The 24,554-nt window shown below is 59.8% G+C and carries 24 protein-coding genes and 4 pseudogenes; 21 read left to right on the top strand and 7 right to left on the bottom strand.

Features of this window, described 5'->3' with window-relative positions:
* Positions 1-6 precede the first annotated feature (6 nt).
* From BS300_RS17690 to htpG, 4 genes are all read left to right on the top strand, one after another.
* The gene (locus BS300_RS17690) at positions 7-993 is read left to right on the top strand and encodes a sel1 repeat family protein (protein WP_143241843.1); all 987 of its coding nucleotides are present in this window, start codon (positions 7-9) and stop codon (positions 991-993) included.
* Positions 994-1,089: 96 nt separating this feature from the next.
* Positions 1,090-2,112: a sel1 repeat family protein gene (locus BS300_RS17685; RefSeq protein WP_071914344.1), complete on the top strand. Its 1,023-nt coding sequence runs from the start codon at positions 1,090-1,092 to the stop codon at positions 2,110-2,112.
* Positions 2,113-2,410: 298 nt separating this feature from the next.
* Positions 2,411-3,013, top strand: coding sequence for a recombination mediator RecR (recR, locus tag BS300_RS17680; RefSeq protein WP_005346280.1), 603 nt, complete (start codon positions 2,411-2,413; stop codon positions 3,011-3,013).
* 165 nt (positions 3,014-3,178) lie between these two features.
* On the top strand, positions 3,179-5,092 hold the full coding sequence (gene htpG / locus BS300_RS17675) for a molecular chaperone HtpG (protein WP_071914342.1): 1,914 nt from the start codon (positions 3,179-3,181) through the stop codon (positions 5,090-5,092).
* Positions 5,093-5,197: 105 nt separating this feature from the next.
* Here the strand turns inward: htpG and BS300_RS17670 are convergent, their stop codons facing one another.
* From BS300_RS17670 to pspF, 6 genes are all read right to left on the bottom strand, one after another.
* The gene (locus BS300_RS17670; RefSeq protein WP_033114706.1) at positions 5,198-5,983 is read right to left on the bottom strand and encodes an ABC transporter ATP-binding protein; all 786 of its coding nucleotides are present in this window, start codon (positions 5,981-5,983) and stop codon (positions 5,198-5,200) included.
* A gap of 32 nt (positions 5,984-6,015) precedes the next feature.
* Positions 6,016-7,014, bottom strand: coding sequence for an oligopeptide/dipeptide ABC transporter ATP-binding protein (locus BS300_RS17665; RefSeq protein WP_041210364.1), 999 nt, complete (start codon positions 7,012-7,014; stop codon positions 6,016-6,018).
* Positions 7,014-7,907 (bottom strand): ABC transporter permease subunit, encoded by an 894-nt coding sequence (locus BS300_RS17660; RefSeq protein WP_033114661.1) that lies wholly within the window; start codon positions 7,905-7,907, stop codon positions 7,014-7,016. The genes BS300_RS17665 and BS300_RS17660 overlap by 1 nt, the downstream gene beginning before the upstream one ends.
* A 35-nt stretch (positions 7,908-7,942) precedes the next feature.
* A complete protein-coding gene (locus BS300_RS17655; protein WP_041210362.1) occupies positions 7,943-8,902 on the bottom strand; it encodes an ABC transporter permease subunit in 960 nt (319 codons plus the stop codon).
* Positions 8,903-8,904: 2 nt separating this feature from the next.
* Complete coding sequence (sapA, locus tag BS300_RS17650) at positions 8,905-10,500, bottom strand: ABC transporter substrate-binding protein SapA (protein ID WP_071914339.1); 1,596 nt, start codon at positions 10,498-10,500, stop codon at positions 8,905-8,907.
* An 83-nt stretch (positions 10,501-10,583) separates the two neighbouring features.
* A complete protein-coding gene (gene pspF, locus BS300_RS17645) occupies positions 10,584-11,624 on the bottom strand; it encodes a phage shock protein operon transcriptional activator (protein WP_043850261.1) in 1,041 nt (346 codons plus the stop codon).
* A gap of 196 nt (positions 11,625-11,820) precedes the next feature.
* On the opposite strand from pspF, the gene pspA reads away from it, so the two are divergent.
* The 15 genes and pseudogenes from pspA (at position 11,821) to BS300_RS17570 (ending at position 22,045) form a co-directional block, all read left to right on the top strand.
* Positions 11,821-12,495 carry a phage shock protein PspA gene (pspA, locus tag BS300_RS17640; protein WP_071914337.1) on the top strand — a complete coding sequence of 225 codons (675 nt, stop codon included), beginning with the start codon at positions 11,821-11,823 and terminating at the stop codon, positions 12,493-12,495.
* Between the two features lie 3 nt (positions 12,496-12,498).
* Positions 12,499-12,735: an envelope stress response membrane protein PspB gene (gene pspB, locus BS300_RS17635; RefSeq protein ID WP_041210358.1), complete on the top strand. Its 237-nt coding sequence runs from the start codon at positions 12,499-12,501 to the stop codon at positions 12,733-12,735.
* On the top strand, positions 12,732-13,136 hold the full coding sequence (gene pspC / locus BS300_RS17630) for an envelope stress response membrane protein PspC (RefSeq protein ID WP_041210357.1): 405 nt from the start codon (positions 12,732-12,734) through the stop codon (positions 13,134-13,136). The genes pspB and pspC overlap by 4 nt, the downstream gene beginning before the upstream one ends.
* Before the next feature lie 171 nt (positions 13,137-13,307).
* The gene (locus tag BS300_RS17625) at positions 13,308-14,714 is read left to right on the top strand and encodes a YcjX family protein (protein WP_071914336.1); all 1,407 of its coding nucleotides are present in this window, start codon (positions 13,308-13,310) and stop codon (positions 14,712-14,714) included.
* 53 nt (positions 14,715-14,767) lie between these two features.
* Positions 14,768-15,802, top strand: a complete 1,035-nt coding sequence (locus BS300_RS17620) for a TIGR01620 family protein (protein WP_043850257.1) — start codon at positions 14,768-14,770, stop codon at positions 15,800-15,802.
* Positions 15,803-16,196: 394 nt separating this feature from the next.
* On the top strand, positions 16,197-16,991 hold the full coding sequence (gene phhA, locus BS300_RS17615; protein WP_071914333.1) for a phenylalanine 4-monooxygenase: 795 nt from the start codon (positions 16,197-16,199) through the stop codon (positions 16,989-16,991).
* Positions 16,992-17,044: 53 nt separating this feature from the next.
* Complete coding sequence (locus BS300_RS17610) at positions 17,045-17,383, top strand: 4a-hydroxytetrahydrobiopterin dehydratase (protein ID WP_071914331.1); 339 nt, start codon at positions 17,045-17,047, stop codon at positions 17,381-17,383.
* A gap of 31 nt (positions 17,384-17,414) precedes the next feature.
* Positions 17,415-17,504, top strand: a pseudogene (locus BS300_RS17605) (4a-hydroxytetrahydrobiopterin dehydratase); the annotation flags it as partial.
* A 31-nt stretch (positions 17,505-17,535) separates the two neighbouring features.
* Positions 17,536-17,625: pseudogene (locus tag BS300_RS17600) on the top strand (4a-hydroxytetrahydrobiopterin dehydratase); the annotation flags it as partial.
* Between the two features lie 31 nt (positions 17,626-17,656).
* Positions 17,657-17,746, top strand: a pseudogene (locus BS300_RS17595) (4a-hydroxytetrahydrobiopterin dehydratase); the annotation flags it as partial.
* 31 nt (positions 17,747-17,777) lie between these two features.
* Positions 17,778-17,867, top strand: a pseudogene (locus BS300_RS17590) (4a-hydroxytetrahydrobiopterin dehydratase); the annotation flags it as partial.
* A 134-nt stretch (positions 17,868-18,001) separates the two neighbouring features.
* Entirely contained in the window at positions 18,002-19,549 is a 1,548-nt protein-coding gene (gene tyrR, locus BS300_RS17585; RefSeq protein WP_042032033.1) for a transcriptional regulator TyrR, read from the top strand.
* Positions 19,550-19,731: 182 nt separating this feature from the next.
* Positions 19,732-20,292 carry a YfiR family protein gene (locus tag BS300_RS17580; protein ID WP_042032034.1) on the top strand — a complete coding sequence of 187 codons (561 nt, stop codon included), beginning with the start codon at positions 19,732-19,734 and terminating at the stop codon, positions 20,290-20,292.
* Positions 20,289-21,530, top strand: coding sequence for a diguanylate cyclase (locus BS300_RS17575; protein ID WP_071914325.1), 1,242 nt, complete (start codon positions 20,289-20,291; stop codon positions 21,528-21,530). The genes BS300_RS17580 and BS300_RS17575 overlap by 4 nt, the downstream gene beginning before the upstream one ends.
* A 26-nt stretch (positions 21,531-21,556) precedes the next feature.
* On the top strand, positions 21,557-22,045 hold the full coding sequence (locus tag BS300_RS17570) for an OmpA family protein (RefSeq protein ID WP_071914323.1): 489 nt from the start codon (positions 21,557-21,559) through the stop codon (positions 22,043-22,045).
* A 78-nt stretch (positions 22,046-22,123) separates the two neighbouring features.
* Here the strand turns inward: BS300_RS17570 and BS300_RS17565 are convergent, their stop codons facing one another.
* The gene (locus tag BS300_RS17565; protein ID WP_041210344.1) at positions 22,124-22,858 is read right to left on the bottom strand and encodes a TerC family protein; all 735 of its coding nucleotides are present in this window, start codon (positions 22,856-22,858) and stop codon (positions 22,124-22,126) included.
* A gap of 108 nt (positions 22,859-22,966) precedes the next feature.
* Here BS300_RS17565 and BS300_RS17560 point away from each other — a divergent pair, with 108 nt between their 5' ends.
* Entirely contained in the window at positions 22,967-24,082 is a 1,116-nt protein-coding gene (locus BS300_RS17560; protein ID WP_071914321.1) for an ATP-NAD kinase family protein, read from the top strand.
* Between the two features lie 99 nt (positions 24,083-24,181).
* Positions 24,182-24,460 (top strand): YfcL family protein, encoded by a 279-nt coding sequence (locus tag BS300_RS17555; RefSeq protein WP_041210342.1) that lies wholly within the window; start codon positions 24,182-24,184, stop codon positions 24,458-24,460.
* Positions 24,461-24,554: the final 94 nt, after the last annotated feature.

Here is a 24,554-nt window from a genome sequence, read left to right as displayed (position 1 = left end):
CTTGAAATGAAAACACTATTTTTAACCGCTCTGCTGCTCACCCCCCCGGTATGGGCAACCCAAGAGAGAGCCCAAGCGCTCTATGATTTGGCTGTTATTCCTTGGGAGCAGGGCACCAAAAAAGGGGCCGATCTGATGTGGCAGGCAGCGGATGCAGGGAATGCCAGGGCGCAATGTTTGATTGCCAAGAGCAACCTGACATCGGTGTGGGTATGGTCTGATATCTCATATAAATATTTTAAAATGGCGGCAGATCAAGATGCGCTTTGTGGATTATTGGCGCTCTCCGTCGGGGCTGAAGGCGGCGTGCCCATTATGCGCCCTAAACAATTCGAAACAGATAACATTTCAACTGCCGAATATGAAAAGCGGTTGAATACTATTCTGGCCGAGCAGGTTGCGAGAGGGGATGCCGAGGCGCTGAAACTAAAGGGTTTTCTGAGCGACAATAAAAATGAGGAGTGTGCCCTGTTTGAAAAGGCAGCACAAAAAAATGACCCCGATGCCCAGTTTAGACTGGCCAATAAAATTGAAGATGGTTGTGGCTGGTATCTGATCCCCGGTTCCCGTAAAAAGGCGGTCCACTACTGGATAGAGCAAGCGGCCAACCATGGCAACCCCAGAGCCATGGAAAGAATGGCGAGATTTGCCCATGATGCGGGCGACTTTAAAGGGATGCTGGCGTGGTTTGATAAAGCGATTGCAACCGGCAATGAAAATAGCCTAGCTATGGCGAGCTATTTTTTGATGGAGGATGACATTACATCCATGCCACTTCCCGAGCAGTATCAAGATCCCGTAAAAGCCTACGCCCTTAACTATATTTTATGGCAATACAATCCCAACAATAACGACGAAGATTTTTCACCGTATATAAGTTTAAAAAAACTTGATAAGAGGTTAACCAAGGCAGAAAAAGAGCAGGCTATTACGTGGGCTAAAGAGTGGATGAAAAACCATCAGGTGCGCACCTACGGGCTGGTTTTTAATTGAGGCTTTCATCATCAATGAGCATGAAATGAACAGTCAAATATTCATTATGAAAAAAAACCTCTTTAACATGTATGGATCTCTGGTTCCGGATGGTGAATGTTAAAAGTTAAGCAGTTTTCAATGTTCGTGTTGAACGCACTATTAGCTGCTTCATTTGCAAACGCAGCTGCAGATAAGGTGGTGACAGCAGATGAGCTTTATCAACAAGCGGTGATCCCTTATGAGCAAGGTTGGAATAAAGGGCTTGATTTGATGTGGCAAGCTGCTAATGCAGGAAATATCAAGGCGTTGTGCCTGATTGCCAGAGGTTATCAAGGTACATCTTTGATTGTTAATGTTGATGCACAAACATATTTTAAAAAAGCAGCAGAATTAGGCGGGCTATGTGGCATGCAAGCATTATCTAATCTCGGTAGTGGCCCCATTTTAGATGCGTCATTATCAGATCATTCCGGCGATCAAAATTGGACCGAAGTTTTGCTTGAGACAGCTAAAAAAAGAGCAGACGAAGGTCAGTTGGATGGTCTGCGGTCGTATGCGTTGATACAGGCAGCCAAAGGGAATGGCAATGGTTTCTGTAAATGGATGGAAAAAGCGGCAGATTTAGGGGATGCTGATGCCATGAACCAATTGGCAGGAGCAATTCGTGATGGCTGTGGCGGGTATATGATTCCTGGCTCACGTGATAAGGCTGTGCGTCACTGGATAGAACAAGCCGCCAACAATGGAAATCCAAGAGCAATGGATCAATTAGCTGTCTATTATCAAGAGGCTGGAGATGTAAAATCGATGCTTCATTGGTATGGCATGGGGGCAAACATTGGCAATGTAAACTCCATTTTATTTTATTCTGGTTATTTAATGTCCGCACTTGAGTTAGGTGTTGAGGTTCCCCTTGAATTACAAGATAAAGTAAAGGCCTATGGGTTGTTGAATGCCGTTGTAAGCCAAATTACTGAGGATGATAATGTGTTCTCCGCTTATCATCAAGCTATTGAACGTATGCGTTTTTTAGAGAAAGTTTTGACTGCTGAAGAACTGGATGAAGCGAAAAAGTGGTCCAATGAATGGATGAAAACACATCAAGTAAGAAGTTACTTCCTAGAATTCGGAATGTAACAGAGCTTGTTGTTACTGCAAAAAACACCAGATAGGTGTACAGATCTGGTTATCACAAGACACCGGCCTTAAACCGGTGTATTTTTTACGCTACTTTCATGTTTCATGCGCTCCTCCTTCGGTATCAATTTCAGACCCTTTTTGAACATGTGGGCTGACCACTACAAAGGGTTTTCAGTCTCATCGGATAGCGCGCTGGCGCGGGCTCGGGTATAGTCCTGCGCCAGTTGCGTTATCCAGTTCAGCTGACCTGCGGTTATCCAGAGAGTGGTGCGGGTTGGCCAGTGTGAGGTGTGTTATGAAATTCAGTCCCCTGCTCGACGAGATGATGAAAGCCCTGCAGGTACTGCCGGGGGTGGGGCCCAAATCGGCGCAGCGGATGGCCTTTACCCTGCTCGAGCGCGAGCGCAGCGGCGGTTTGCGGCTGGCCCAGCTGCTATCCCGCGCCCTGACCGAGATTGGCCACTGCAGCCACTGCCGCACCTTTACCGAAAACGATCGCTGCGATATCTGCGCCAATCCCAAGCGGGAAGAGAACGGTCTGCTCTGTGTGGTGGAGAGCCCGGCGGACGTGGCCGCCATCGAGCAGACCGGCCAGTTTTCCGGTCGCTACTTTGTGCTGATGGGCCATCTGTCGCCGCTGGACGGCATCGGCCCTGAGGAGCTGGGACTCGATATTCTGGAGCGCCGCTTGAAAGATGAGGCGATCAGCGAACTGATCCTCGCCACCAACCCCACCATCGAGGGGGATGCCACCGCCTGGTATATCGCCGATATGGCCCGTGCCGCCGGGGTGGAGGTGAGCCGCATCGCCCATGGCGTACCGGTGGGGGGCGAGCTGGAGCTGGTGGATGGCACCACGCTCTCCCACTCCCTGATGGGGCGTCAGCGTCTCAAATAAGGGGCTGGATAGGGCTGTATCATTGCGGCCTGATCAGAAAATCGGCAGTTGAATGGAAAAAGGGGGCGACTGAGCAGGATTGCACATTCGCCCCCTTGATATTTGGATCGCTGTCCCCATCTAGGTTGGGCGTATGTTCAACCCGATGTTTCTGAGGATTGGTCCATGACCCAAAGTGTTCATGCCGAAACCCACGGCTTTCAAACTGAAGTCAAACAACTGCTGAGCCTGATGGCTCACAGCCTCTACTCCAACAAAGAAGTATTCCTGCGCGAGCTGATTTCCAACGCATCCGATGCGGCGGACAAGCTGCGCTTCAAGGCGCTTTCCGATGCCTCTTTGTTCGAAAACGACGGCCAGTTGCGTGTGCGCCTGGTGGTGGACAAAGAGAAGCGTACCCTGACCATCTCCGATAACGGGATCGGTATGACCCGCGATCAGGTGATCGAGCACCTGGGTACCATCGCCAAGTCCGGCACCGCAGAATTCTTCAAAAACCTCTCCGGCGATCAGGGACGTGACTCCCAGCTGATCGGCCAGTTCGGGGTTGGTTTCTACTCCGCCTTTATCGTTGCCGACAAGGTGACCGTGGTTTCCCGCGCCGCCGGTACTGCTCCGGAGCAGGGCGTGCAGTGGGAATCGGAAGGGGAAGGCTCCTTCACCGTCGCTGACGTGACCAAAGAGGGTCGCGGTACCGACGTTATCCTGCACCTGCGTGCCGAAGAGGACGAGTTCCTCGACGACTGGCGTCTGCGCTCCGTGGTGAGCAAATACTCCGACCATATCAGCGTGCCGGTGGAAATGTACAAAGAGGGCACCCCGGATCGTGAAGAGGATGGTGAGACCATCGTCGGCACCCCGGGCGAGTGGGAGCAGGTCAACCGCGCGACTGCACTGTGGACCCGCAACCCGAAAGATATCAAGGACGAGGAGTATCAGGAGTTCTACAAGCACGTCGCCCACGACTTTGAAGATCCGCTGCTCTGGGGCCACAACCGGGTGGAAGGGGCGCAGGAGTACACCAGCCTGCTCTACGTACCGGCCCGCGCACCGTTCGACCTTTACAACCGCGAGCAGAAGCACGGTCTGAAGCTCTACGTACAGCGCGTCTTTATCATGGACGACGCTGAGCAGTTTATGCCGACCTACCTGCGCTTCGTCAAAGGGGTGCTGGACTCCAACGATCTGCCGCTCAACGTCAGCCGTGAAATCCTGCAGGACAACAAGGTGACCGCCTCTCTGCGCAAGGCTTGCTCCAAGCGCGTCCTGACCATGCTCTCCAAGCTGGCGAAAGATGATGCCGAGAAGTACGCCAAGTTCTGGAGCGAGTTCGGTAACGTGCTCAAAGAGGGCCCGGCCGAGGATTACGCCAACCGCGAAGAGATCGCCAAGCTGCTGCGCTTTGCCAGCACCGCTGGTGAGGGCGAAGCCCAGACCGTCTCTCTCGAGGATTACGTTGGCCGCATGAAGGAAGGTCAGCAGAAGATCTACTACATCACCGCCGACTCTTATGCCGCTGCCAAGAACAGCCCGCACCTCGAGATCTTCCGCAAGAAGGGTGTCGAAGTGCTGCTGATGTGGGAGCGGGTGGACGAGTGGCTGATGAGCCACCTGACCGAGTTCGACGGCAAGCAGCTCATCTCCGTCACCCGTGGTGAACTGGATCTCGGCGATCTGGAAGATGAAGCATCCAAGCAGGCGCAAGAAGAGGCCGAAAAAGCCAACGCTGGTCTGGTTGAGCGGGTCAAGAAGAGCCTCGGTGAAGCGGTGAAAGAGGTGCGTGTCACCCACCGTCTGACCGACTCCCCCTCCTGCATCGTGACCGACGCCTACGGCATGAGCACCCAGATGATCAAGCTGATGCGTGCCGCCGGCCAGCCGGTACCGGAGCAGAAGTACATTCTGGAACTCAACCCCGACCATGCGCTGGTGAAGAAACTCGACACCATCGAAGACGAGGCGCTGTTTGGTGAGTGGGTCACCCTGCTGCACGAACAGGCCCAGCTGGCCGAGCAGGGCGGGCTGAACGATCCGGCGAGCTTCGTCTCCCGCATCAACCGCCTGTTGCTGCAAGCTTAAGCCGCGACTCCGATAACAAAAAGCCCACTGCATGCAGTGGGCTTTTTTGATCCTGCCGTGTGAGAACGGCGAAATACAGTGGCAAAGGAGGCGGCCAGCGCCTCTCTATTTGCGATATTCGTTGTTGTAGTTCTGGATGAGACGGCGGGTCACCTCGTGCTGGGGATCGGCAAACACCTTGAGGGTCTTGCCGCGTTCCACCACCCGCCCTTCATGCATTACCAGCACCTCGTCGCTGATATGGCTGACGATACCCAGATCGTTGGCCACCAGCACATAGCTCAGCCCCATGGTCTCCTGCATCTCCAGCAGCAGGTTGATGATCTGGGAGCGTACCGAGATATCCAGGGTGGTGAGCGCTTCGTCGGCCACCACGATTTTGGGGTTGAGGATAAGCGCGCGCGCCAGCGCCACCCGCTGCTGCTGACCGGAGGAGAGCATCTGCGGGTAGAAGAGGGCGTGATCGGGCAGCATGCCCACCATGCGCAGGGTCTGCACCACCTTCTCGCGGCGCTCCTCCTCGGTCATTTCGGTGTTGAGGCGTAGCGGCGTCTCAAGGATCTGGCCAACCCGGATCTTGCGGTTCAGCGAGGTATTGGGATCCTGAAAAATCATCCGCAGCAGCTTGCAGCGAGTCTGGTAATCGCCATGCACCATCAGCTGGCCGTCGATGGCGATGTCGCCGCTGGTGGGCTCAATCATCCCGGCCAGAATGCGGGCCAGGGTGCTCTTGCCGGAGCCCGCTTCACCGACGATGGCCAGGGTCTGGCCCACTTCAAGGTCAAACGAGAGGGGCTTGATCGCCTCCACAGCCTGACGACGGAACAGGCCGGTACGATTCTGGTAGGTTTTGCTCAAGCCCCTCACTTGCAGCAGGGAGGGCTCAATCACATGATCCTCTCTGGCGGGGGCGTTGCTGGTCATCATTTTTTCGGCTCCTCCATGTTCAGCGGGAAGTGGCAGCTGAACTGGTGTCCCTTCACCTTGTTCATCACCGGGGTCTGCACGCACTGCTTCTGGGCATAGGGGCAGCGCGGGCCGAGCCGGCAGCCGATGGGCAGATGCTGCAGCGGCGGGATGACGCCGGGCAGGGTTTCGAGGCGCGATTTGTGGCGCACCAGCTTGTCAAAGTCGGGGATCGACTTGAGCAGCGCATCGGTATAGGGGTGATGCGGTGTCTCGAGGATCTGCTCGCGGGTGCCCACCTCCACCATCTGGCCGCAGTACATCACGTTGATGGTATCGGTCAGGTTGGCGATGGCGGCGATGTCGTTGCTGATGATGAGGATGGTGGTGTTGCCCAGCTTGTTCATCTTGTCCAGCAGCCGCAGGATCTGGGAGTGGGTGGTGGACTCCATGGCACTGGTGGGTTCGTCGGCAACCAGCAGGCGCGGCTGGTTGGCAATCGCCATGGCGATCATCACCTTCTGGCACATGCCATCTGACAGCTCATGGGGATAGGCGCGCATCACCTTGCGGTGATCCTTGACCCCGACCCGGTGCAGCAGGGCTATCGCCCGCTTCTTGCGCCACTGGAAGCGCTGCCAGAACTGCCCCTCGAACGAATCGGTCGGGATCGCCTCTTCCAGCTGGGTGCCAATCTCCTCGGAGGGGTCGAGACAGCTGATGGGATCCTGGAAGATCATGGCGATCTCGCGGCCCATGATGCGGCGCCGCTCGCGGGGCGCCATGGTCAGCAGATCCATGTCGTTGAAGCGCATCCGGTCGGCGCGCACTGTCCAGTTATCCTTTTCGATGCCGACGATCACTTTGGCGATCAGGCTCTTGCCCGAGCCGGATTCGCCGACCAGTCCGCGGATCTCCCCCTCGTTGAGGGTGAGGCTCACCTTGTCTACCGCCTTCACCTTGCCCTGCGGGGTGTCTATCTCGATGGTGAGATTGCGAATATCTAGCAACGGCATCAGTCATTCCCCTCTTTGAGCGCTTCACGGATGCCCTCGCCAACCAGGTTGGTCACCAGCACGCTGAACAGAATGGCGATGCCGGGCAGGGTGACGGTCCAGGGGGCGAGATAGATAAGATCGCTCGAGTCAGCCAGCATGGCGCCCCACTCCGACTGGGGCGTCTGGGCGCCAAGGCCGAGAAAACCGACCGCGGAGATATCGAGGATGGCGGCCGAGAGGGTGCGGGTGGTCTGGGCCACCAGGGTCTCGACGATATTGGGCAAAATGGCCAGCCGCATGATCCGCAAGGGGGGCGAACCGTCGAGCCGGCTGGCGATGATGTACTCCTTCTGCATCTCGGCATGCACCGCGTTGTAGGTAGCCCGGATAAATGGCGGGATCAACGCGAGAGTAATGGCGATCAGGGTGTTGCCAAGGCCTGGCCCCATGATGGCGACCATGATGATGGCCATCAGCAGGGAGGGGATGGAGAGCAGGGTATCGAGCAGATGGTGCAGCACGCTCGATTTGAGCCCCTTGCTCATGCCGCCGAGAATGCCGATGGCAGAACCGACCACCATGGCGATCACCACCACGATGAGGGCGCAGCCGAAGGTGAGCCGCGCGCCGACCACCAGCCGGGAGAGGATATCCCGTCCCAGATCGTCGGTGCCGAGGAAGAAGTCGATATTGCCGTTGTTGGCCCAGGAGGGGGCCAGCAGCAGATGCTCGGCATGCTGCTCATCGATACCGTAGGGCACCACCAGCGGGCCGAACAGGGTGATGATCAGCAGCAGCAAAAAGCCCCACAGTCCTGCCATGGCAAGCGGATTGCGGCTGTAGGAGGCCCATGTCTGCTCCAGCGGCGAGAGGATCTTGAGCTCGGGATAGATGTTCGATTTATCTTGCATAGGGTACCTGGCTCCTGGTCACGCCATGAGCGCGTTCAATCTTGTTTGGCATAGAGCTCTTTGCGCCGTGCCGGATAGATAAGAGTGGTGAGCAGCTCGGTGCTGACACTGATCAGGATGACGAAACTGGCGATGACCAGGGTCGCGCCGCGAATGGCGGCGTAATCCTGCAGGGCGATGCTGCTGACCAGCCAGCGGCCGATGCCATGCCACTCGAACACCACCTCGGTGATCATGGCGGAGGTGAGCACGCTGCCCAGTTGCAGACCGAGCAAAGGCAGTACCGGAGGCAGGGCATTTTTCAGGCCATGGCGCCAGACGATCTGCCACTTGGAAAGGCCACGGCTCGCTGCCGCCCTGATGTAGTTCTGCTTCATCACGTCGATGAGCGAGCTGCGCACATGGCGGATCACCTCGGTCGTCGGTACCACCGCCAGCACCAGCGAGGGGAGGATGAGGTGGCGCAGGGCATCGTGCAGCGCCGCCTGACGCCAGGGCTCCTGACTCAGCAGCACGTCGATGACGGCGATGCCGGTGATGGGCGGCACGTCATAGAGCAGGCTGATCTGGCCTGACGCCGGCAGCCAGCCGAGATCCAGCGAAAATAGCATCACCACCAGCAGCGCCAGCCAGAACACCGGCACCGCATAGCCGATAAGGCCGGCGGTCATGATGGAGAGATCCAGCGGCTTGCCCTGTGACAGGGCGGCCAGGGTACCGAGCGGGATCCCCACCAGCAGCGAGACGGTGAAAGCGGCCAGACAGAGGATCAGGGTTGCCGGGAAGTAGTGGCGAATTTCGTCCAGCACCGGCAGGCCGGAGACGCTGGAGAGGCCGAGATCCCCGGCCAGAATATGGCGCAGGAAGTCGGGATAGCCGCTCCAGAAACTCAGCTGATGGCCGAGCAGGCGATAGTCCAGCAGGTAGGCGACAAAGGTCAGGGCCAGCAGGGTAATGAGCAGCAGGTTGATGCGACGCAAGGTGTATAAAAGCATGCTTACTCCCGGTGAGCCTGATTGAAGGAGGTGCCGCCAAAGGGCATCAGGATCAGCCCCTCGATGTCACTGCGGCTGACCTGGGTGCGCAGGGCATGGGCCAGCGGAATGAGGGGCAGCTGCTCGTTGAGCAGGGTCTGGGCGTAGTAGTAGTTGCGCAGCCGGAAGGCCAGCTGGGGCGTGGTGACCGCATCGTCCAGCAGCTGATCGAAGGCCGGGCTGCACCAGCGGCTGTAGTTGTTGCCGCGCTCGACCGCCGAGCAGCTCAGCAGCTGGCGGAAGAAGTTGTCCGGGTCGGCGTTGTCGGCAATCCAGCCAGAGAGCAGGCTGTCGTACTGACCGGCGGCCAGGCGTTTCTCGATGACGGGCCACGCCTGCTGGACGATCTTGAGCTTGATGCCCACCTTGGCCAGATCGCTTCGCATCAGCTGGGCGGTCTTGAGCGCATCCGGGTTGTAGGGGCGGGCGTCCGGTTGCACCAGCACCTGCATCTCGAATCCCTTCTCGAGCCCTGCTTCCTTGAGCAGCTTGCGGGCCAGCGCCAGATCTGGCTTGCGCATCGGCAGGCTGGGGTTATAGCCCCACGAGAGCGGTGGCAGCAGGCTGTTGGCCGGTAGACCGGTATCGAAATAGACCGCTTGCAACAGGTTGTCGATATTGATGGTGCTGGCAATGGCCTGACGCACCTTGACGTTGTTGAACGGCGGCTTGCGGGTATTGAGGGCCAAAAATGCCACGTTCATCCCCGACTGTACCGAAAGGCTGAGGTCGGGATGTTGCTTGATCACCGAGAGCTGGCTGGCGGCTGGCGTGCTCATCACGTCGCACTCGCCGGTCAGCAGTTTGGCCAGCCGCTTGGACGAGCGCGGGGTGATGTCATAGACCAGTTGCTCGATCCGGGCAGGGCCGTTCCAGTAGCCGGGATGGCGCAGATAGCGGATGAACTCGTTGTGGCGATACTCCTTGAAGCTGAACGGGCCGGTGCCGATGGGGCGGGTATCGAGCAGCGCCGGGGTTCCCGCCTTGAGCATCTGCTCGGCGTATTCGGCGGAGAGGATCACCGCATAGTCGCTGGCCAGGGTCGCGAGGAAGGAGGCGTTGGGCTGGTTCAACTCGAACACCACCTGCTGCGGCCCCTTCTTGTAGACCCGCTTGATGAGCTGATCCTGCCCCAAGCTGTAGAAGAAGGGGTAGTCGCCGCCGGAGACGTTGTGATAGGGGTGGTGCTCGTCGAGTTGACGGGCGTAGGTAAAGACCACGTCATCGGCATTGAGGGTGCGGCTTGGCTTGAACCAGGGGGTGTGGTGGAAACTCACCCCCTTGCGCAGGGTCAGGGTATAGGTGAGGCCATCCTCGCTCACATGCCAGTTGGTGGCGAGCGCCGGCTCCAGTGCCAGAGTATTGGGGTTGACCTCCAGCAGGCGGTCGTAGAGCGGACGAGCGCTGGCATCCAGCGTAACCCCGGTGTTGGAGACATGGGGGTTGAAGGAGAGGGGAGAGCCCTCAGCGCAGTAGATGAGTCCGGTCTTGGAAGCTTCGGATTGCTTGTTGCAGCCGGTGAGCAGAACCAGCAGACCGAGCAGCAAGGGTGTGAGCATTCTCATTGTTGAACCATGTTTTTGATACGCATCTGTTTTTATATGAATGCGCCAGCACTGTGCTGGCTTTGTTGGTGCCGGTGTCAGTCGGACTCTTTCTGGTCTTGTTCCGTATCGTTGTCGCCATCCTGCAACTGATACTTGCGTAGCATGCCACGAAACTGGTGATAGCTTAAGGCCAGCAGTTGGGCGGCTTTGCGCTGATTATACTGGGATTGCTGCATCGCCTGCTTGAGTAAATTAATCTCGAACTCCGCCACAGCCTGCTTGAGATCGAGCGGCAACGCCCCGGTTGTCGCACCTTGCGGCTCGCTTTTACTCTCCTGACTGCGAGCGGCTACGGGCCGCCAGGGGGAATCAAACGGATTGATCACCAGCTCGGCCAGCGGCAACTGGGGGTTGCCCTGGCGGTAGATGCTGCGCTCCACCACGTTTTTCAGCTCCCGCACGTTGCCAGGCCAGGGGTAATCGAGCAGCAGCTGGGTTGCTTTACGCGAGAAACCGGCAAAGAGCGGATAGCCCAGCTCCCGGGTCATGCTGTGGGCGAAGTGCTCCGCCAGCATCAGGATATCTTCCCGCCGCTCCCGCAAGGGGGGGAGGGTAATCACATCAAACGCGAGTCGGTCCAGCAGATCGTGGCGAAACAGCCCCTTGTCGGCCAGTGCCGGGAGATCTTCGTTGGTCGCGCAGACCAGACGCACATCCACCTTGAGGGGCTTGGCCCCGCCCACTCGCTCGAACTCGCCATACTCGATGACCCGCAGCAGCTTCTCCTGTACCCGGGCGCTGGTGGTGGCCAGCTCGTCAAGGAACAGGGTGCCGCCATCGGCCCGCTCGAAGCGGCCTTGATGGCGCTTGGCTGCGCCGGTAAAGGAGCCCGCCTCGTGACCGAACAGCTCGGTCTCCAGCAGACTCTCGCTCAAGGTGGCGCAGTTGATGGTGACAAAGCTTTGATCCCAGCGCGCCGAGAGATAATGTAGGCGGTGGGCGATGAGCTCCTTGCCCGTTCCCCGCTCACCGATGATCAGCACGGGTTTGCGCAGCGGGGCGAGCCGTGAGGCCTGCTCGATGATCTCGAGGAATGCGTTGGATTCCCCCAGCAGGCTTTCCGTGGCCGTGGTCATAGTGATCCCTGTCGGTTGTTAAAGCTGGTCAATCTTACCAAAAGTTGGTGATTTTTATCACCAACTGCATGGCATCTATTGAAACGGGGCAAAGCAGCCCCATATAAATCAACAAGTTAAATTTCGCTCCAGATTGGCACACAAGTTGCCATTGTCAATGGAGAAACAACGCCATGCCATTAACAGGAGTGCAATCATGAGTATTTTTTCCCGTCTGGCCGACATCATCAATTCCAACCTGACGGCCCTGCTCGACAAGGCAGAAGATCCCCAGAAGATGGTGCGCCTGATCATCCAGGAGATGGAGGACGAGCTGGTCAAGGAGCGCTCCAATCTGGCCCGCTTCCTCGCCAGCCAGAAAGAGATTGGCCGTCAGGTCGCCCGCCATCAGGAGCGGGTCGACGAGTGGCAGGCCAAGGCCGAACTGGCCCTGACCAAGGGGCGTGAAGATCTGGCCCGCGCCGCCCTTATCGAGAAGAAGAAACAGAGCGAGTTGTCAGAGACCCTCTACCGCGAGCAGCAGGCGGTCGACAGCGGCATCGAGAAGCTGGGTGAAGAGATCCGCCAGCTGGAAGCCAAGCTGGAAGATGCCCGAGCCCGCCAGAAAGCGATGGCCATTCGCAGCGAAGCGGCCAGCAGCCGTCTCAACGTGCAGAGCCAGGTTGCCCGTGGTGACAGTCAGGCGGTGGTGAGCAAGTTCGAGCGGATGGAGCGTCGCATCGACGAGATGGAGGCTCGCGCCGATCTGGGTCAGTCCGACAAGGCGCTGGCGCAGCAGTTTGCCGAGCTGGAAGTGGACGATCAGATAAGCCGCGAGCTTGAGGCGATGCGCCAAAAGCTGGGTCAGCGTGACGGCCAGCAGGGGGAGTAAGCGATGGAGAGTCTGCTGGGTGTATTGATGGTTCCCATGGTGGTCTTCATGGTGGTGGTGGCACCCATCTGGCTGGTGCTGCACTACCGGGCCAAGGGGCGAATCGGCGCTGGTCTTGCCGATAGCGAGCGGGAACAGCTGCAAGGGTTGCTGGCTCGCACCGAAAAGATGCAGGAGCGAGTCGGTGCGCTGGAATCGATTCTGGATGCGGAAGTGCCCGGTTGGAGGAACAAGGTATGAGCAGTGTCAATCGTGAGGGGCGCAACCTCTATCGCGATCCCCGGCAGGGCAAGATTGCCGGAGTTTGCGCCGGTTTGGCAGAGTATTTCGGGGTAGAGACCTGGATCGTGCGGCTGCTCGCCATCAGCGGCCTTATCTTCGCCGGGTTCATCACCTTCACCGCTTACATTGCCGCCTGGTTTTTGCTCGACAAAAAGCCGGTCACCCTCTATTCCCACGAGGATGCCGATTTTGCCGAGGTGCGGATGAAGGCGCGCAGCTGGCAGGCGGGGGTCACCCCCCAACAGGCGCTGAGCCGTGTCGCGCAGGAACTGGATGCACTGGAGCCCAGAGTTCAGCGGATCGAGAAGCTGGTGACCTCCCGCGAGTTCACCCTGCAGCGGGAATTTCGCAAGCTGTAGTGCTTGCCGAAAGTGCCTGCCAAGCACTCAATGTCGATGGTGGAGCCTTCAGTGATGCCCCATCATCGACGCTACTCAGGCTGATTGACCATCCCGATGCGGATAGCCAGTTTGCCTTGTCGCACGGCCAATCACGCCGGATGCAACCACCAAGGGAGAACGGGTCAAGCCTTGATACTCAATAAACTGGAACAGAAGTTGACTCGCCTGCAGAGCAAGGCGAACGACGTGGTGAACCGGGTGCGGGATCGCCATATCCGGCTGGCGGTGACCGGCCTCTCTCGCAGCGGCAAAACAGCCTTTATCACGGCGCTGGTCAACCAGCTGGAACACGCGGCCATCGATGGCCGTTTGCCGTTGTGGGATGCCCTGCGTCAGGGGCGTATTCTCGGTGCGCGCCGGGTGCCGCAGCAAAATGCCCACATCCCCACCTTTGCCTACGAGCGCGGCCTCGACTCCCTGTTTGGTGATCCGCCGGCCTGGCCCGAGCCCACCCGCGGCGTGGCCGAGGTGCGCCTCGAAATTCGTTATCGCACCCGCCACCCCCTGCGCAAGCATCTGGGGGAGATCTCGACCCTCTACGTGGATCTGGTGGATTACCCCGGGGAGTGGCTGCTCGACTTGCCGCTGCTGGATATGAGCTACGAGCAGTGGAGCGAACAGGTGCGTGATCAGCTGCGCCGCCCCGAGCTGCAGGCGCTCGCCGCCAGCTGGCTGACCCCCGGGTGGCAGGCAACGCAACCTTTTGCCGAGCGACCGGTGGCTGAACTGGCCGAGCGCTACACCGCCTATCTGCACGCCTGCAAACAGGAGCTGGGACTGCACCTGATCCAGCCCGGCCGCTTCGTCTTGCCGGGGGAGTATGCCGGTGCCCCCATGCTGCAATTTGTCCCCTGGGTGTGGGATATGCCCGCCGGCGAGCCCGCCGATGGCACCCTCTACGCCACCCTCAGGCAGCGCTTCGAGCAGTACAAGCAGCATCTGGTGCAGGGTTTTTATGAGCAGCACTTTGCCGGCTTTGATCGTCAGATCGTGCTGGTGGACTGCCTGCAGCCCCTCAACGCCGGGGCGGCCAGCTTTGGCGATATGCAGCAGGCCATCGCCCGCATCATGGAGAGCTTTGCCTACGGCAAGAGCAACTGGTGGCGGCGACTCTTCTCGCCCCGTATCGACAAGCTGCTGTTTGTGGCGAGCAAGGCCGATCACGTCACCCCCGAGCAGCATGGGCCCATGGTCTCCCTGCTCCAGCATCTGGTGCGCAGCGGCCGCGGCCAGGCCCGCTTTGAGGGGATCACCACCGAGTGTCTGGCGCTCGCCGCCATCAAGGCGACCGAGGTGGGCAAGGGGGTGGCCAATGGCCGTGAGTTCCCTGCCATCCGTGGCACTAGCCTGAGCGGTGAGCCGCTGCTGCTCTTCCCGGGGGAGGTGCCGCCCCATATTCCGCCCGCGCAGTGGTGGAACAATCAGGGTTTTGATTTTCAGGCGTTTCGCCCCATGCCCATGAGCGCCCATCAGGCGCTGCCCCATATCCGGCTCGATGCGGCGCTGGAGTTTCTGCTCGGGGATCACCTCGAATAACGGTGTGCGGTCTTGGCACCTGAGCCGAAGGCTGCGCACAGGAGAACAATGCGATGAACGATCAGATAAAAGAGCGGCCACCGTTGCAGGGCAAGGTGATCCTTGAGCCTGCCTTGACGGTGGCCAGTGACGAGCGCCCGCCCGCACCGGCCCAGAGGCTGGAGGAGGCGAGTTTCGAGCGTCTCGACGAGCTGGACGATTTCACCGAGGTGGAGAGTGCCCTCGTCATCAAACCGCGTCGCCGTCATCGGCTACTGGCGTGGGGGCTGGGGGCGGTCGGTCTGCTCTCGTTGGGCCAGTATGGCGCCTTTCTTTACGATCAATTCCTCACGACTCCGCTCTGGGGTAGCGCCTGGCTGGCGGCCTCTGCGCTGGTGGCGGCGGGGACCGCCAGCGTGGTGGGGCGCGAGTGGCTGCGGCTGCGCACCCTCAAGCGGCGTCAGGATGTGCGCTCGCGGGCAGAAGATCTGCTGGCCCATCAGGGGGTCGGGCAGGGGCAGGCCTTCTGCGAAGGGTTAGCGGTCAAAAGTGGCGACAAGGGGCGCGAGGGGTATCAGACCTGGCTGGCCCAGCTCGACGAGAGCCACAGCGATCGGGAGGTGCTGACCCTCTACAGCCAGCTGGTACTCGGCGAGCGCGACAAGCTGGCGCAGGCGCGGGTGGCCAAATGGTCGGGGGAGGCCGCCGTGCTGGTGGCGTTGAGCCCGCTCGCCACCGTCGACATGATGCTGATGCTGTGGCGCAACCTGCGGATGATCGAGGATATCGCCGATGTCTACGCCATCGAACTTGGCTACTGGAGCCGCATACGCCTCATCCGTCAGGTGTTTCGCAACATGCTTTACGCCGGTGCCACCGAGCTGGTGACCGAGGTGGGGATGGACTTGCTGGGGGCCGAGCTTACCGCCAAGCTCTCTGCCCGCGCGGCGCAAGGGGTGGGGGCGGGCCTGCTCACCGCTCGCCTTGGCCTGCGCACCATAGAGGCGTGCCGCCCGCTGCCCTGGTGTGCGGACGAGAAGCCGAAATTGGGCGAGCTGCGCAAGCGGCTGGTGGGTCAGCTGGCCGGTTATCTCAAGGGGACGAGCTAACCCCGGATCGGAGCTCGGCAGTTGGCGCATCCTGATGGGGGCCAGGCATGCCGAGGATCTACATTGTTTTGCTGGTGAAACACGCATCCACTTTTTTCGGCGTTTTTTGCAACAATCTGCGCCGGGCGGATGGGCTATCACGGTATAACGCGGGCAACGGAGCTGCTCCGCTTTTATCCCGTCACCTTCAGGTATTGGGTGTACAAGGGGCAACAAGGGTTTGGCTCACTCTGAATGAGTCAGCTCGCCATCAGGCTTGAATGTCACATTTTATTTACATCTCTCGCCAGCAGCCGACCACAGGGTCGGCTGCTTTTTTTGTTGCCGGTTCGTTACAGTGATCCTGTGACCCAATGGCAAGGCGCCCCAACCGGCGCAGAGGATGGAACCACTTATGGCAACCCTTTATACCGCTCACCAGCCGGATGCCCGGGGGATGATCCACTACTCGGCCGAAGAGCACGGCACCTGGCAGATCCTGATCGAACGCCAGCTGGCGGCGCTTGAAGGCAAGGCGTGTGACGAGTATCTGGCGGGCCTTGAAAGACTGACGTTGCCGCGAGATCGCATCCCCCAGCTGGCGGAGCTCAACGAGGTATTGCTGGCGACCACCGGCTGGTCGGTGGCGGCAGTGCCGGCGCTTATCTCATTTGACCGCTTCTTTGCCCTGCTGGCCAATCGCCAGTTTCCGGTGGCGACCTTTATCCGGCGCCGGGACGAGCTCGACTACCTGCAGGAGCCCGATATCTTTCACGAGATCTTCGGGCACTGCGCCATGCTGACCAACCCCGCCTTTGCCCACTTTACCCACCTCTATGGCCAGCTTGGCCAGCAGGCGAGCAAGGAGGAGCGGGTCTTTCTGGCCCGCCTCTACTGGTTCACCGTGGAGTTTGGCCTCCTGGCCACGGCGGACGGGCTGCGTATATACGGCGGTGGCATTCTCTCCTCCATCGGCGAGACGGCCTATGCCCTTTCCGGCAAGCCGCTGCTGCAACCCTTCGATCTGCTGGAGGTGCTGCGCACCCCCTATCGCATCGACATCATGCAGCCCACCTACTTTGTGCTGCCCGAGCTCGATGCCCTCTACCGGCTGGGTGAGGTGGAGATCATGAACGGGGTGGCGCAGGCGCGCCAGCTTGGCCTGCATGTGCCGCGCTTTGAGCCGGTTGCAGGCAAGCAGGCGAGTTGATTTATCCGTTATTTCACATCAGATATTGCACATTCAAAACAGAGGAGAGACCCATGTCCGAACTGGCCAGCCAGCAGTGTGAAGCGTGCCGCGCCGATGCCCCCAGAGTGAGCGATGAGGAGCTGCGCGAGTTGATGCAGCTTATTCCCGACTGGCAGCCGCTGGTGGTGGCGGGGGCGTTGCAGCTGCGGCGCGAATTTGCCTTTCGCGACTTCAAGGAGGCGCTGGCGTTTACCAATCGCCTGGGGGAGCTGGCGGAGGCGGAGTTCCACCATCCGGCCATTTTGACCGAGTGGGGCAAGGTAACCGTCAGCTGGTGGACTCACAAGATCGGTGGGCTGCATCGCAATGACTTCATCATGGCGGCACGCACGGATGAGCTGTTGAAGTGAAGACGCCATCACTCACCGAGTGGGCGATATGGTAACGGTCAGCTGGTGGACCCACAAGATTGGCGGGCTGCACCGCAACGACTTCATCATGGCGGCACGCACGGATGAGCTGTTGAAGTGAAGACGCCATCACTCACCGAGTGGGCGATATGGTAACGGTCAGCTGGTGGACCCACAAGATTGGCGGGCTGCACCGCAACGACTTCATCATGGCGGCACGCACGGATGAGCTGTTGAAGTGAAGACGCCATCACTCACCGAGTGGGCGATATGGTAACGGTCAGCTGGTGGACCCACAAGATTGGCGGGCTGCACCGCAACGACTTCATCATGGCGGCACGCACGGATGAGCTGCTGAAGTGAAGACGCCATCACTCACCGAGTGGGCGATATGGTAACGGTCAGCTGGTGGACCCACAAGATCGGTGGGCTGCACCGCAACGACTTCATCATGGCGGCGCGAACCGACCAGCTACTCAAATAAGCGGCAACAACTGACTCGGGCCTGCCCGGCGAAAGCGGGGCAGGCCCGCATTTTTGTGGGCTAGCGCTCGCACTGGGGGGATCGAGTCTGTATTATCCGCTCATTCATAGAGTTAGCTAGGAAGTGTGTCCCGAATGCGTCTTGAAGTCAGCTGTGAAGACCGCCTGGGCCTGACCCGGGAACTGCTCGACCGCCTGGTGGAGCACAATATCGATCTGCGCGGCATCGAAATCGATACCTCAGGCATCATCTATCTCAACTTTCCCGAGCTGGAGTTCAGCGATTTTCAGCATCTGATGCCGGAGATCCGCCGCATTCCCGGCGTCTATGACGTCAAGACCATCCCCTACATGCCCTCCGAGCGGGAGCACCACGAGATTGAGGCGCTGCTCAAGGCGCTGCCGGATCTGGTCTTCTCGCTTGATGCTAAGGGCAAGGTGACCCAGGCCAACCAGTCGGCCCTCACCACCCTCGGCTTGCCGGTGGAGGAGGTGCGCGGCGTGGCGCTTGGCTCGCTGGTCAAGGGCTTCTCCTTCAGCCGCTGGCTGGAAGCGAGCGACATCCGGCCGCAAACCTGCAAACTCAGTTTCAATGGCGAAGAGTATCTGGCGGATCTGCTGCCGCTCTTTGTCGATGAACAGAAGGGTAAACAAGCGCTGGCGGGGGCCGTGGTGGTGCTCAAATCGGCCCGTCGGGTCGGTCTGCACTTCAGCGCGCTCCACGCGGTAGAGGCGGAGGGGTTCGAGCATCTGCAGGGCGAGAGCCCCAAGATGAAAGAGGTGCTGGCGCAGGCGCGCAAGCTGGCGATGCAGGATGCGCCGCTGCTCATCGTCGGCGAGACCGGTACCGGCAAGGAGCTGCTGGCTCGCGCCTGTCACGCTGCCAGCCTGCGTTCCAGCCACCCCTTCATGGCCCTCAACTGCGCCGCCATGCCGGATAACGTGGCCGAGAGCGAGCTGTTTGGCTATGCGCCCGGCGCCTTTGGCAACAATACCGAGGGCAAGCGCGGGGTGCTGGAGCTGGCGAGCGGCGGCACCCTGATGCTGGACGAGATCGGCGACATGTCGCCCCATCTGCAGACCAAGTTCTTGCGGGTGCTGCAGGATGGCGTGTTCCGCCGGGTCGGTGACGAGCAGGAGGTGAAGGTCAATGTGCGCTTTATCTGCACTACCCAGAAACAGCTGCTCGATCTGGTCAACGATGGCTCCTTCCGCGAGGATCTCTACTATCGCCTCAACGTGCTGAGTCTGGCGCTGCCGCCGCTGCGCGAGCGCAAGGCGGATGTCATGGTGCTGGCCCAGCAGTTTGTCTCGCGCTTTGCCAGCGAATTGCAGCGTCCGCGCCCGCGCTTTACCCGCAACATGGCAGACTATCTGACTGCTTATCGTTGGCCGGGCAACGTGCGCCAGCTGCGCAACTGCCTCTATCGCGCCATGACGCTGCTGGAGGGGGACGAGCTTGGCCCCGAGCAGATCGATCTGCCGGTAGCGGCCGATAGCGCGCCGCTTATCGACGAGTGGTTCGAGGGCAACCTCGACGATGCGGTGAAGCGCTTCGAGAGCCAGCTGCTGGCCCGGCTCTATCCTGCGTTTCCCTCGACCCGCCAGCTTGCCAAACGACTGGGTGTGTCGCACACCGCCATCGCCAACAAATTGCGGGAGTACGGGATCAGCAAAAAGTGATACCCTGTCCGTTGAGGTGAACAGAGAGCCCGTTGCAAAACGGGCTCTCTGTTTTTATTTACAGCTCTGTCAGCTGAGTCTCACGTCAAGGCTTGTCAGGCTGTTGTCCGGCCACTTACTATCTGAGTTCATGTACCCGAACCGCGCTGCTGCGGTGTTGTAGAGGCGCCTATCCCCTGATCATGTCGTCACACTTCTCATTCCGACTCGTCGTTGCGCTGCTGGTGCTGTTGCCCGGGCTGGCTTGCTCCCGTGCCGCGCTTGCCGACGCGCAGACCACTGCAGAGAGCCGGGCCAATGCGGTCAAAGAGCTGGTGCTCGATATTCTGAGCTACACCCGCTGGCCAAAAGAGCCGCCGGTGCTGCATCTGTGCATCGCCGCGCCCACTGAATATGCCGGTGTGCTCTCCACCATTACCCGGCAGGGCAACGGCCGGCCGGTGCAGGTCAATCGTTATGAGGTGACGGATCCGGCCATTGCCGGCCAGTGTCATGTGCTCTATCTGGGGGTGATGGACGAGTCAACCCGGCTGGCGCTCTTCTCCCGTTTGAAGGGGCATCCTGTTCTCAGCATCAGTGAGCAGAACCCGGAGTGCAGCAGCAGTCCCGTCTTCTGTCTGCAGCCGGACAGCCGTAGCGGGCGGTTGCGTTTCAAAGTGAATCTGGATGCGCTGGCGCTCAGCGGTGTGCGGGTGCACCCGGCCGTGCTCAAGCTGGCCATGGCTGATCGGGGTGTGCCATGACGCCATCGTCCGATCGCCATGACGCGCGGCTGACCCTGCGTCAGAGTCTGGGGCGCACCCATCTGGTGACCGCCTTTACCTCGGCTTGCGTGGCGGGGATCCTGCTGACCCTGACCGCCCTGCTGGTGATGCGTTTTTACGCCGACCACAATCTGGAGCTGGTGGCACGCGCCATCAGTTATACCACCGAGGCGGCCGTGGTGTTTCAGGACGAAGAGGCGGCGGGTGAGGCGCTGCGGGCCATTGCCGAGCGCGAGGAGGTGGCCGAGGCGCGCATCTATCTGCCCGATGGCAAGTTGCTGACCAGCTGGTCGCGCACCATGAACACCCCGATCGCCGAGCTGGAGGGTTATCTTGCCCAGTTGATCCTGCCCGGGCCGGTGCGTGAGCCCATGCTGCGTGGCAGTGAAAAGATCGGCGAGGTCGAGCTGATCGGCCATGGCGAGTCGCTGCTGATCTTCCTGATTGCGGTGCTGCTGGTGATGCTGATCTGCCTGCTCTTGAGCGCCATGGGGGCCCTTTACGTGGCGGGGCGGATGCAGGTCTCCATCATTGGCCCCCTGCGAGAGCTGGCCCGGGTGGCCCACTCGGTGCGCCGCCAGCGAACTCTGGGGATGCGGGCACCGCCCGCCGGTATTGTCGAGCTCAACGAGCTGGGGGATGACTTCAACTCCCTGCTTGACGAGTTGCAGGCGTGGCAAGCCCATCAGGCACGGGAAAATGCCAGTCTGCTTCATCAGGCCACCCACGATGTGTTGACTGGACTGCCCAACAGGGTCTTGTTTGACGCTAGACTGGCACAGGCGATCACCGAGGCTGAACAGGGTGAGGGGGATTTTGCGCTGCTTTACCTCGATTGCGATCGCTTCAAACAGATTAACGATACCCTGGGCCACAACGCCGGTGACGATGTGCTGATCACCCTGGCAAGGCGGGTGGAGCATCAGCTGCGGCCGCAGGATCTGGTGTGCCGTCTGGGGGGGGATGAGTTCGCCATCTTGCTGAGCCCTGTGCATCTTGAACAGGATGTGGAGGAGGTGATCAACCGCATTCAGCAGGCGATGAGTGAAACCGTGGTATTGCGGGATGGGCAGCAACTGGTGGCTGGGATCAGCATCGGTTATGCCATTCATCAATCCGGGGTCAGTGCCAGCGAGCTGTGCGAGCTGGCAGACAAAGCCATGTATTTGGCAAAACGTGCGCGCCGCGAGGAGGTGGATGCCACCGAACCGGCGTGAATTGATGTCGTTAAGGAGACATAACAATGAAAATATCCCTCTCCCTCAAGACCTTGCTGCTGGGGTTGATCTTCTCTCTGCTGGCAGGTTGTCAGAGTGCCCCGAAGGGGCTCACCCCTGAGCAGCTGGCGGTATTGAAGGAGCAAGGTTTTTATCTGACAGACGAGGGTTGGACGCTGGATCTGGCCAACCGGGTGTTGTTTGCCAACAACGTCGGGGAGCTCAATCCCCAAACCCGTCAGACCGTGGAAAAGCTGGGCAAAGCCCTGCTTGGGGTAGGGCTCGACAAGGCGCGGGTTGACGGTCACACCGACAACACCGGCGAGAGCAGCTACAACCAGCAACTCTCCCTGAAGCGGGCCCAGTCGGTGGCGGATGTGCTCATCTCGGTCGGTATGAAGCCTGCCAACCTGGAGGTCCGTGGTCGCGGCGAAACTGCGCCGGTAGCGGACAACAAGAGTGCCGCCGGACGGGCCGAAAATCGCCGGGTGGCCATCGTTATCGCCAACCAGTAAGCGACTGTCCTGCCAAGCGTGCCGTGTGCATAGCAAAAGAGCGCCAAAGAGGCGCTCTTTTTGATCCGGCCGGCGAGCTTATGATTCGCTCTGCTCGTTGGCATCGGTGTGCTTGCGCAGGCGGATGTTGATCATCTCCACCACCAGCGAGAAGGCCATGGCGAAGTAGATGTAACCCTTCGGAATGTGCAGATCCATCCCCTCCGCCATCAGGGCGAAGCCGACCAGGGTGAGGAAGGAGAGGGCCAGCATCTTGATGGTAGGGTGGTTATCGACGAAATCGCCGATCGCCTTGGCGGCAAACATCATGATGAAGACGGCGATCATGATGGCCAGCACCATGACAGGAACGTGATCGGCCATGCCGACGGCGGTGATCACCGAATCCAGACTAAAGACGATGTCGAGAATGGCGATCTGGATCAGGGTGCTGATAAAACCGGAGGCCGCACCAGCCACCTTTTCCGGCTCTGCCGCCCCTTCCAGGGTGGCGTGGATTTCCAGCACGCTCTTGCCGATGAGGAACAGGCCCCCCAGCAGCAGGATGAGATCGCGGCCCGAGATGGCCTCGCCCAGCACGGTAAAGAGCGGAGCCGTGAGACGCATGACCCAGGCCAGCGAGAGCAGCAGCAGGATGCGGGTACCCATGGCGAGGGCCAGACCCAGAATGCGGGCGCGCTGGCGCTGCGCCTCGGGCAGACGGCCGACCAGAATGGAGATAAAGATGATGTTATCGATGCCCAGCACGATTTCGAGCAGGGTCAGGGTGGCGAGCGCTACCCAGGCAGAGGGATCCAGAACCCATTCCAGCATGATTGAACCTTGGTTGAAAAAAAGAAGCGGAACATTTTAGCAGGGGGGAACCGCTTGTCCCAGAGGGGGGAAAAGATAAAAATGGTGGCCATCGCAAGGGAGGCAGGCATGTTTCGATTAGGGTTCATCATTAATCCGGTCGCCGGGATTGGCGGCGCAGTGGGGCTCAAGGGCAGTGACGGCGTGGTTGCCGAGGCGCTGGCCCGAGGCGCTGTGCCCAAGGCGCAGGAGCGGGCGCGGCAAGCCTTGTTGCCACTGTGCGAGCTGAGCGTCCCGTTTGAACTGCTGACAGTAGCGGGAGAGATGGGGGAGGCGGTGGCCCGCGAGCTGGGGTTGCCCTGTCGGGTCATCTATCAACCGGCCGGGGAGAGCACCTCGGCCGATGATACCCGCCACGCCGCCGGGTTGATGCGCGAAGCCGGGGTCGATCTGCTGCTGTTTGCCGGTGGCGATGGCACGGCGCGAGACATCTGCGCCGCGGTGGGGGAGTCCTGCCATGTGCTTGGGATCCCGGCTGGCTGCAAGATCCACTCCGGCGTCTACGGGGTGACGCCCGCCGCCAGCGGGCGGGTGGCGGCGCGGATGATCGCCGGTGAACTGCTCAGCCTTATCGATGCCGAGGTGCGCGATATCGACGAAGAGGCGTTTCGCGCAGGCAAGGTGCGGGCTCGTCACTATGGCCAGCTGCTGGTGCCCGGCGATCTGCGGTACGTGCAGGCGGTCAAGCAGGGGGGGCGGGAGTCCGAAGAGCTGGTGCTGGCGGATCTGGCAGCCGGTGTGGTCGAGCAGATGGAGCCAGATACCCTCTATCTGATGGGCTCTGGCAGCACGGTGGCAGCCTGCATGGCTGAGCTCGGTCTGGAAAATACGCTGCTTGGTGTGGATCTGGTGGAAAATGGCAGGCTTATCGGGCAGGATCTCAGCGCCGCCGAGATCCTGACCCGGATCCGTGGCCGTCGCTGCCGGCTGATCATTACCCTGATTGGCGGACAGGGACATCTGTTCGGGCGCGGAAATCAGCAATTGAGTCCCGAGGTGATTCGGTGTGTCGGGCTGGAGAACATCCAGGTGCTGGCAACCAAGAGCAAGCTGGCTTCCCTGCAGGGGAGACCACTCCTGGTCGATACCGATGAGCCTGAATTGAACCGGGCGTTGAGTGGTTATCTGCGCATAACCACGGGATACAAGGATCAGGTCATCTACCCGGTGGCCAGCCCGGAATAGGACGCCATGGAAGCTGCTGGCCTGGCGCCAGAGAGCTGCAATCAACCGGATTGCGGTTCCATACCCCCGAATTATTTGCCGCAAATGAGGCTGCGTTACATGACGATTCACGATTTTGAGCACAAGTTGTTGGGACTGATCGACGGCATGGTTGCTACCGCGAGCGAAGATGAGCTCTTTGCAGGTGGTTACCTGCGAGGCCATATTTCGCTGGCGGTCGCCCGTGCCGAGCTGGAGGGCAAGACCCTGGTGCGGGATGTCAAAAGCTATGTGTTGCGCAGCCTCAACGAGGCGATTTTGCAAGGCGAGCTCTCCGAGCAGGACGAGCAGCTGGTGCAAGCGATGTGGATTCGTTTGCAGCAACAGGCAGAAGCTTGATCGGATACACATTTCAAACTGAAGTTTGAGTTTATTCTTCCCTGAAGTTAGTGAAAGGTTAATAATAAGTTTCGCCTTTTGTTTCAGGGATTAA

It is taken from the genome of Aeromonas sp. SCS5 (assembly GCF_001887375.1).
Lineage (GTDB): Bacteria > Pseudomonadota > Gammaproteobacteria > Enterobacterales > Aeromonadaceae > Aeromonas > Aeromonas jandaei.
The sequence above is the reverse complement of the archived record's forward strand: the minus strand, read 5'-3'. Positions and strand labels throughout refer to the sequence as shown.

What these genes read in the sequence shown, in the direction of transcription:
- sapA (WP_071914339.1), bottom strand. Translation starts at nt 10,500, where the DNA reads ATGCTCACACCCTTGCTGCTCGGTCTGCTGGTTCTGCTCACCGGCTGC.
- pspA (WP_071914337.1), top strand. Translation starts at nt 11,821, where the DNA reads ATGAGTATTTTTTCCCGTCTGGCCGACATCATCAATTCCAACCTGACG.
- BS300_RS17620 (WP_043850257.1), top strand. Translation starts at nt 14,768, where the DNA reads ATGAACGATCAGATAAAAGAGCGGCCACCGTTGCAGGGCAAGGTGATC.
- BS300_RS17570 (WP_071914323.1), top strand. Translation starts at nt 21,557, where the DNA reads ATGAAAATATCCCTCTCCCTCAAGACCTTGCTGCTGGGGTTGATCTTC.
- phhA (WP_071914333.1), top strand. Translation starts at nt 16,197, where the DNA reads ATGGCAACCCTTTATACCGCTCACCAGCCGGATGCCCGGGGGATGATC.
- BS300_RS17665 (WP_041210364.1), bottom strand. Translation starts at nt 7,014, where the DNA reads ATGCCGTTGCTAGATATTCGCAATCTCACCATCGAGATAGACACCCCG.
- tyrR (WP_042032033.1), top strand. Translation starts at nt 18,002, where the DNA reads ATGCGTCTTGAAGTCAGCTGTGAAGACCGCCTGGGCCTGACCCGGGAA.
- BS300_RS17655 (WP_041210362.1), bottom strand. Translation starts at nt 8,902, where the DNA reads ATGCTTTTATACACCTTGCGTCGCATCAACCTGCTGCTCATTACCCTG.
- pspB (WP_041210358.1), top strand. Translation starts at nt 12,499, where the DNA reads ATGGAGAGTCTGCTGGGTGTATTGATGGTTCCCATGGTGGTCTTCATG.
- BS300_RS17690 (WP_143241843.1), top strand. Translation starts at nt 7, where the DNA reads ATGAAAACACTATTTTTAACCGCTCTGCTGCTCACCCCCCCGGTATGG.
- BS300_RS17565 (WP_041210344.1), bottom strand. Translation starts at nt 22,858, where the DNA reads ATGCTGGAATGGGTTCTGGATCCCTCTGCCTGGGTAGCGCTCGCCACC.
- BS300_RS17660 (WP_033114661.1), bottom strand. Translation starts at nt 7,907, where the DNA reads ATGCAAGATAAATCGAACATCTATCCCGAGCTCAAGATCCTCTCGCCG.
- BS300_RS17610 (WP_071914331.1), top strand. Translation starts at nt 17,045, where the DNA reads ATGTCCGAACTGGCCAGCCAGCAGTGTGAAGCGTGCCGCGCCGATGCC.
- BS300_RS17560 (WP_071914321.1), top strand. Translation starts at nt 22,967, where the DNA reads ATGTTTCGATTAGGGTTCATCATTAATCCGGTCGCCGGGATTGGCGGC.
- htpG (WP_071914342.1), top strand. Translation starts at nt 3,179, where the DNA reads ATGACCCAAAGTGTTCATGCCGAAACCCACGGCTTTCAAACTGAAGTC.
- BS300_RS17685 (WP_071914344.1), top strand. Translation starts at nt 1,090, where the DNA reads ATGTTAAAAGTTAAGCAGTTTTCAATGTTCGTGTTGAACGCACTATTA.
- BS300_RS17580 (WP_042032034.1), top strand. Translation starts at nt 19,732, where the DNA reads ATGTCGTCACACTTCTCATTCCGACTCGTCGTTGCGCTGCTGGTGCTG.
- pspF (WP_043850261.1), bottom strand. Translation starts at nt 11,624, where the DNA reads ATGACCACGGCCACGGAAAGCCTGCTGGGGGAATCCAACGCATTCCTC.
- BS300_RS17555 (WP_041210342.1), top strand. Translation starts at nt 24,182, where the DNA reads ATGACGATTCACGATTTTGAGCACAAGTTGTTGGGACTGATCGACGGC.
- pspC (WP_041210357.1), top strand. Translation starts at nt 12,732, where the DNA reads ATGAGCAGTGTCAATCGTGAGGGGCGCAACCTCTATCGCGATCCCCGG.
- BS300_RS17575 (WP_071914325.1), top strand. Translation starts at nt 20,289, where the DNA reads ATGACGCCATCGTCCGATCGCCATGACGCGCGGCTGACCCTGCGTCAG.
- recR (WP_005346280.1), top strand. Translation starts at nt 2,411, where the DNA reads ATGAAATTCAGTCCCCTGCTCGACGAGATGATGAAAGCCCTGCAGGTA.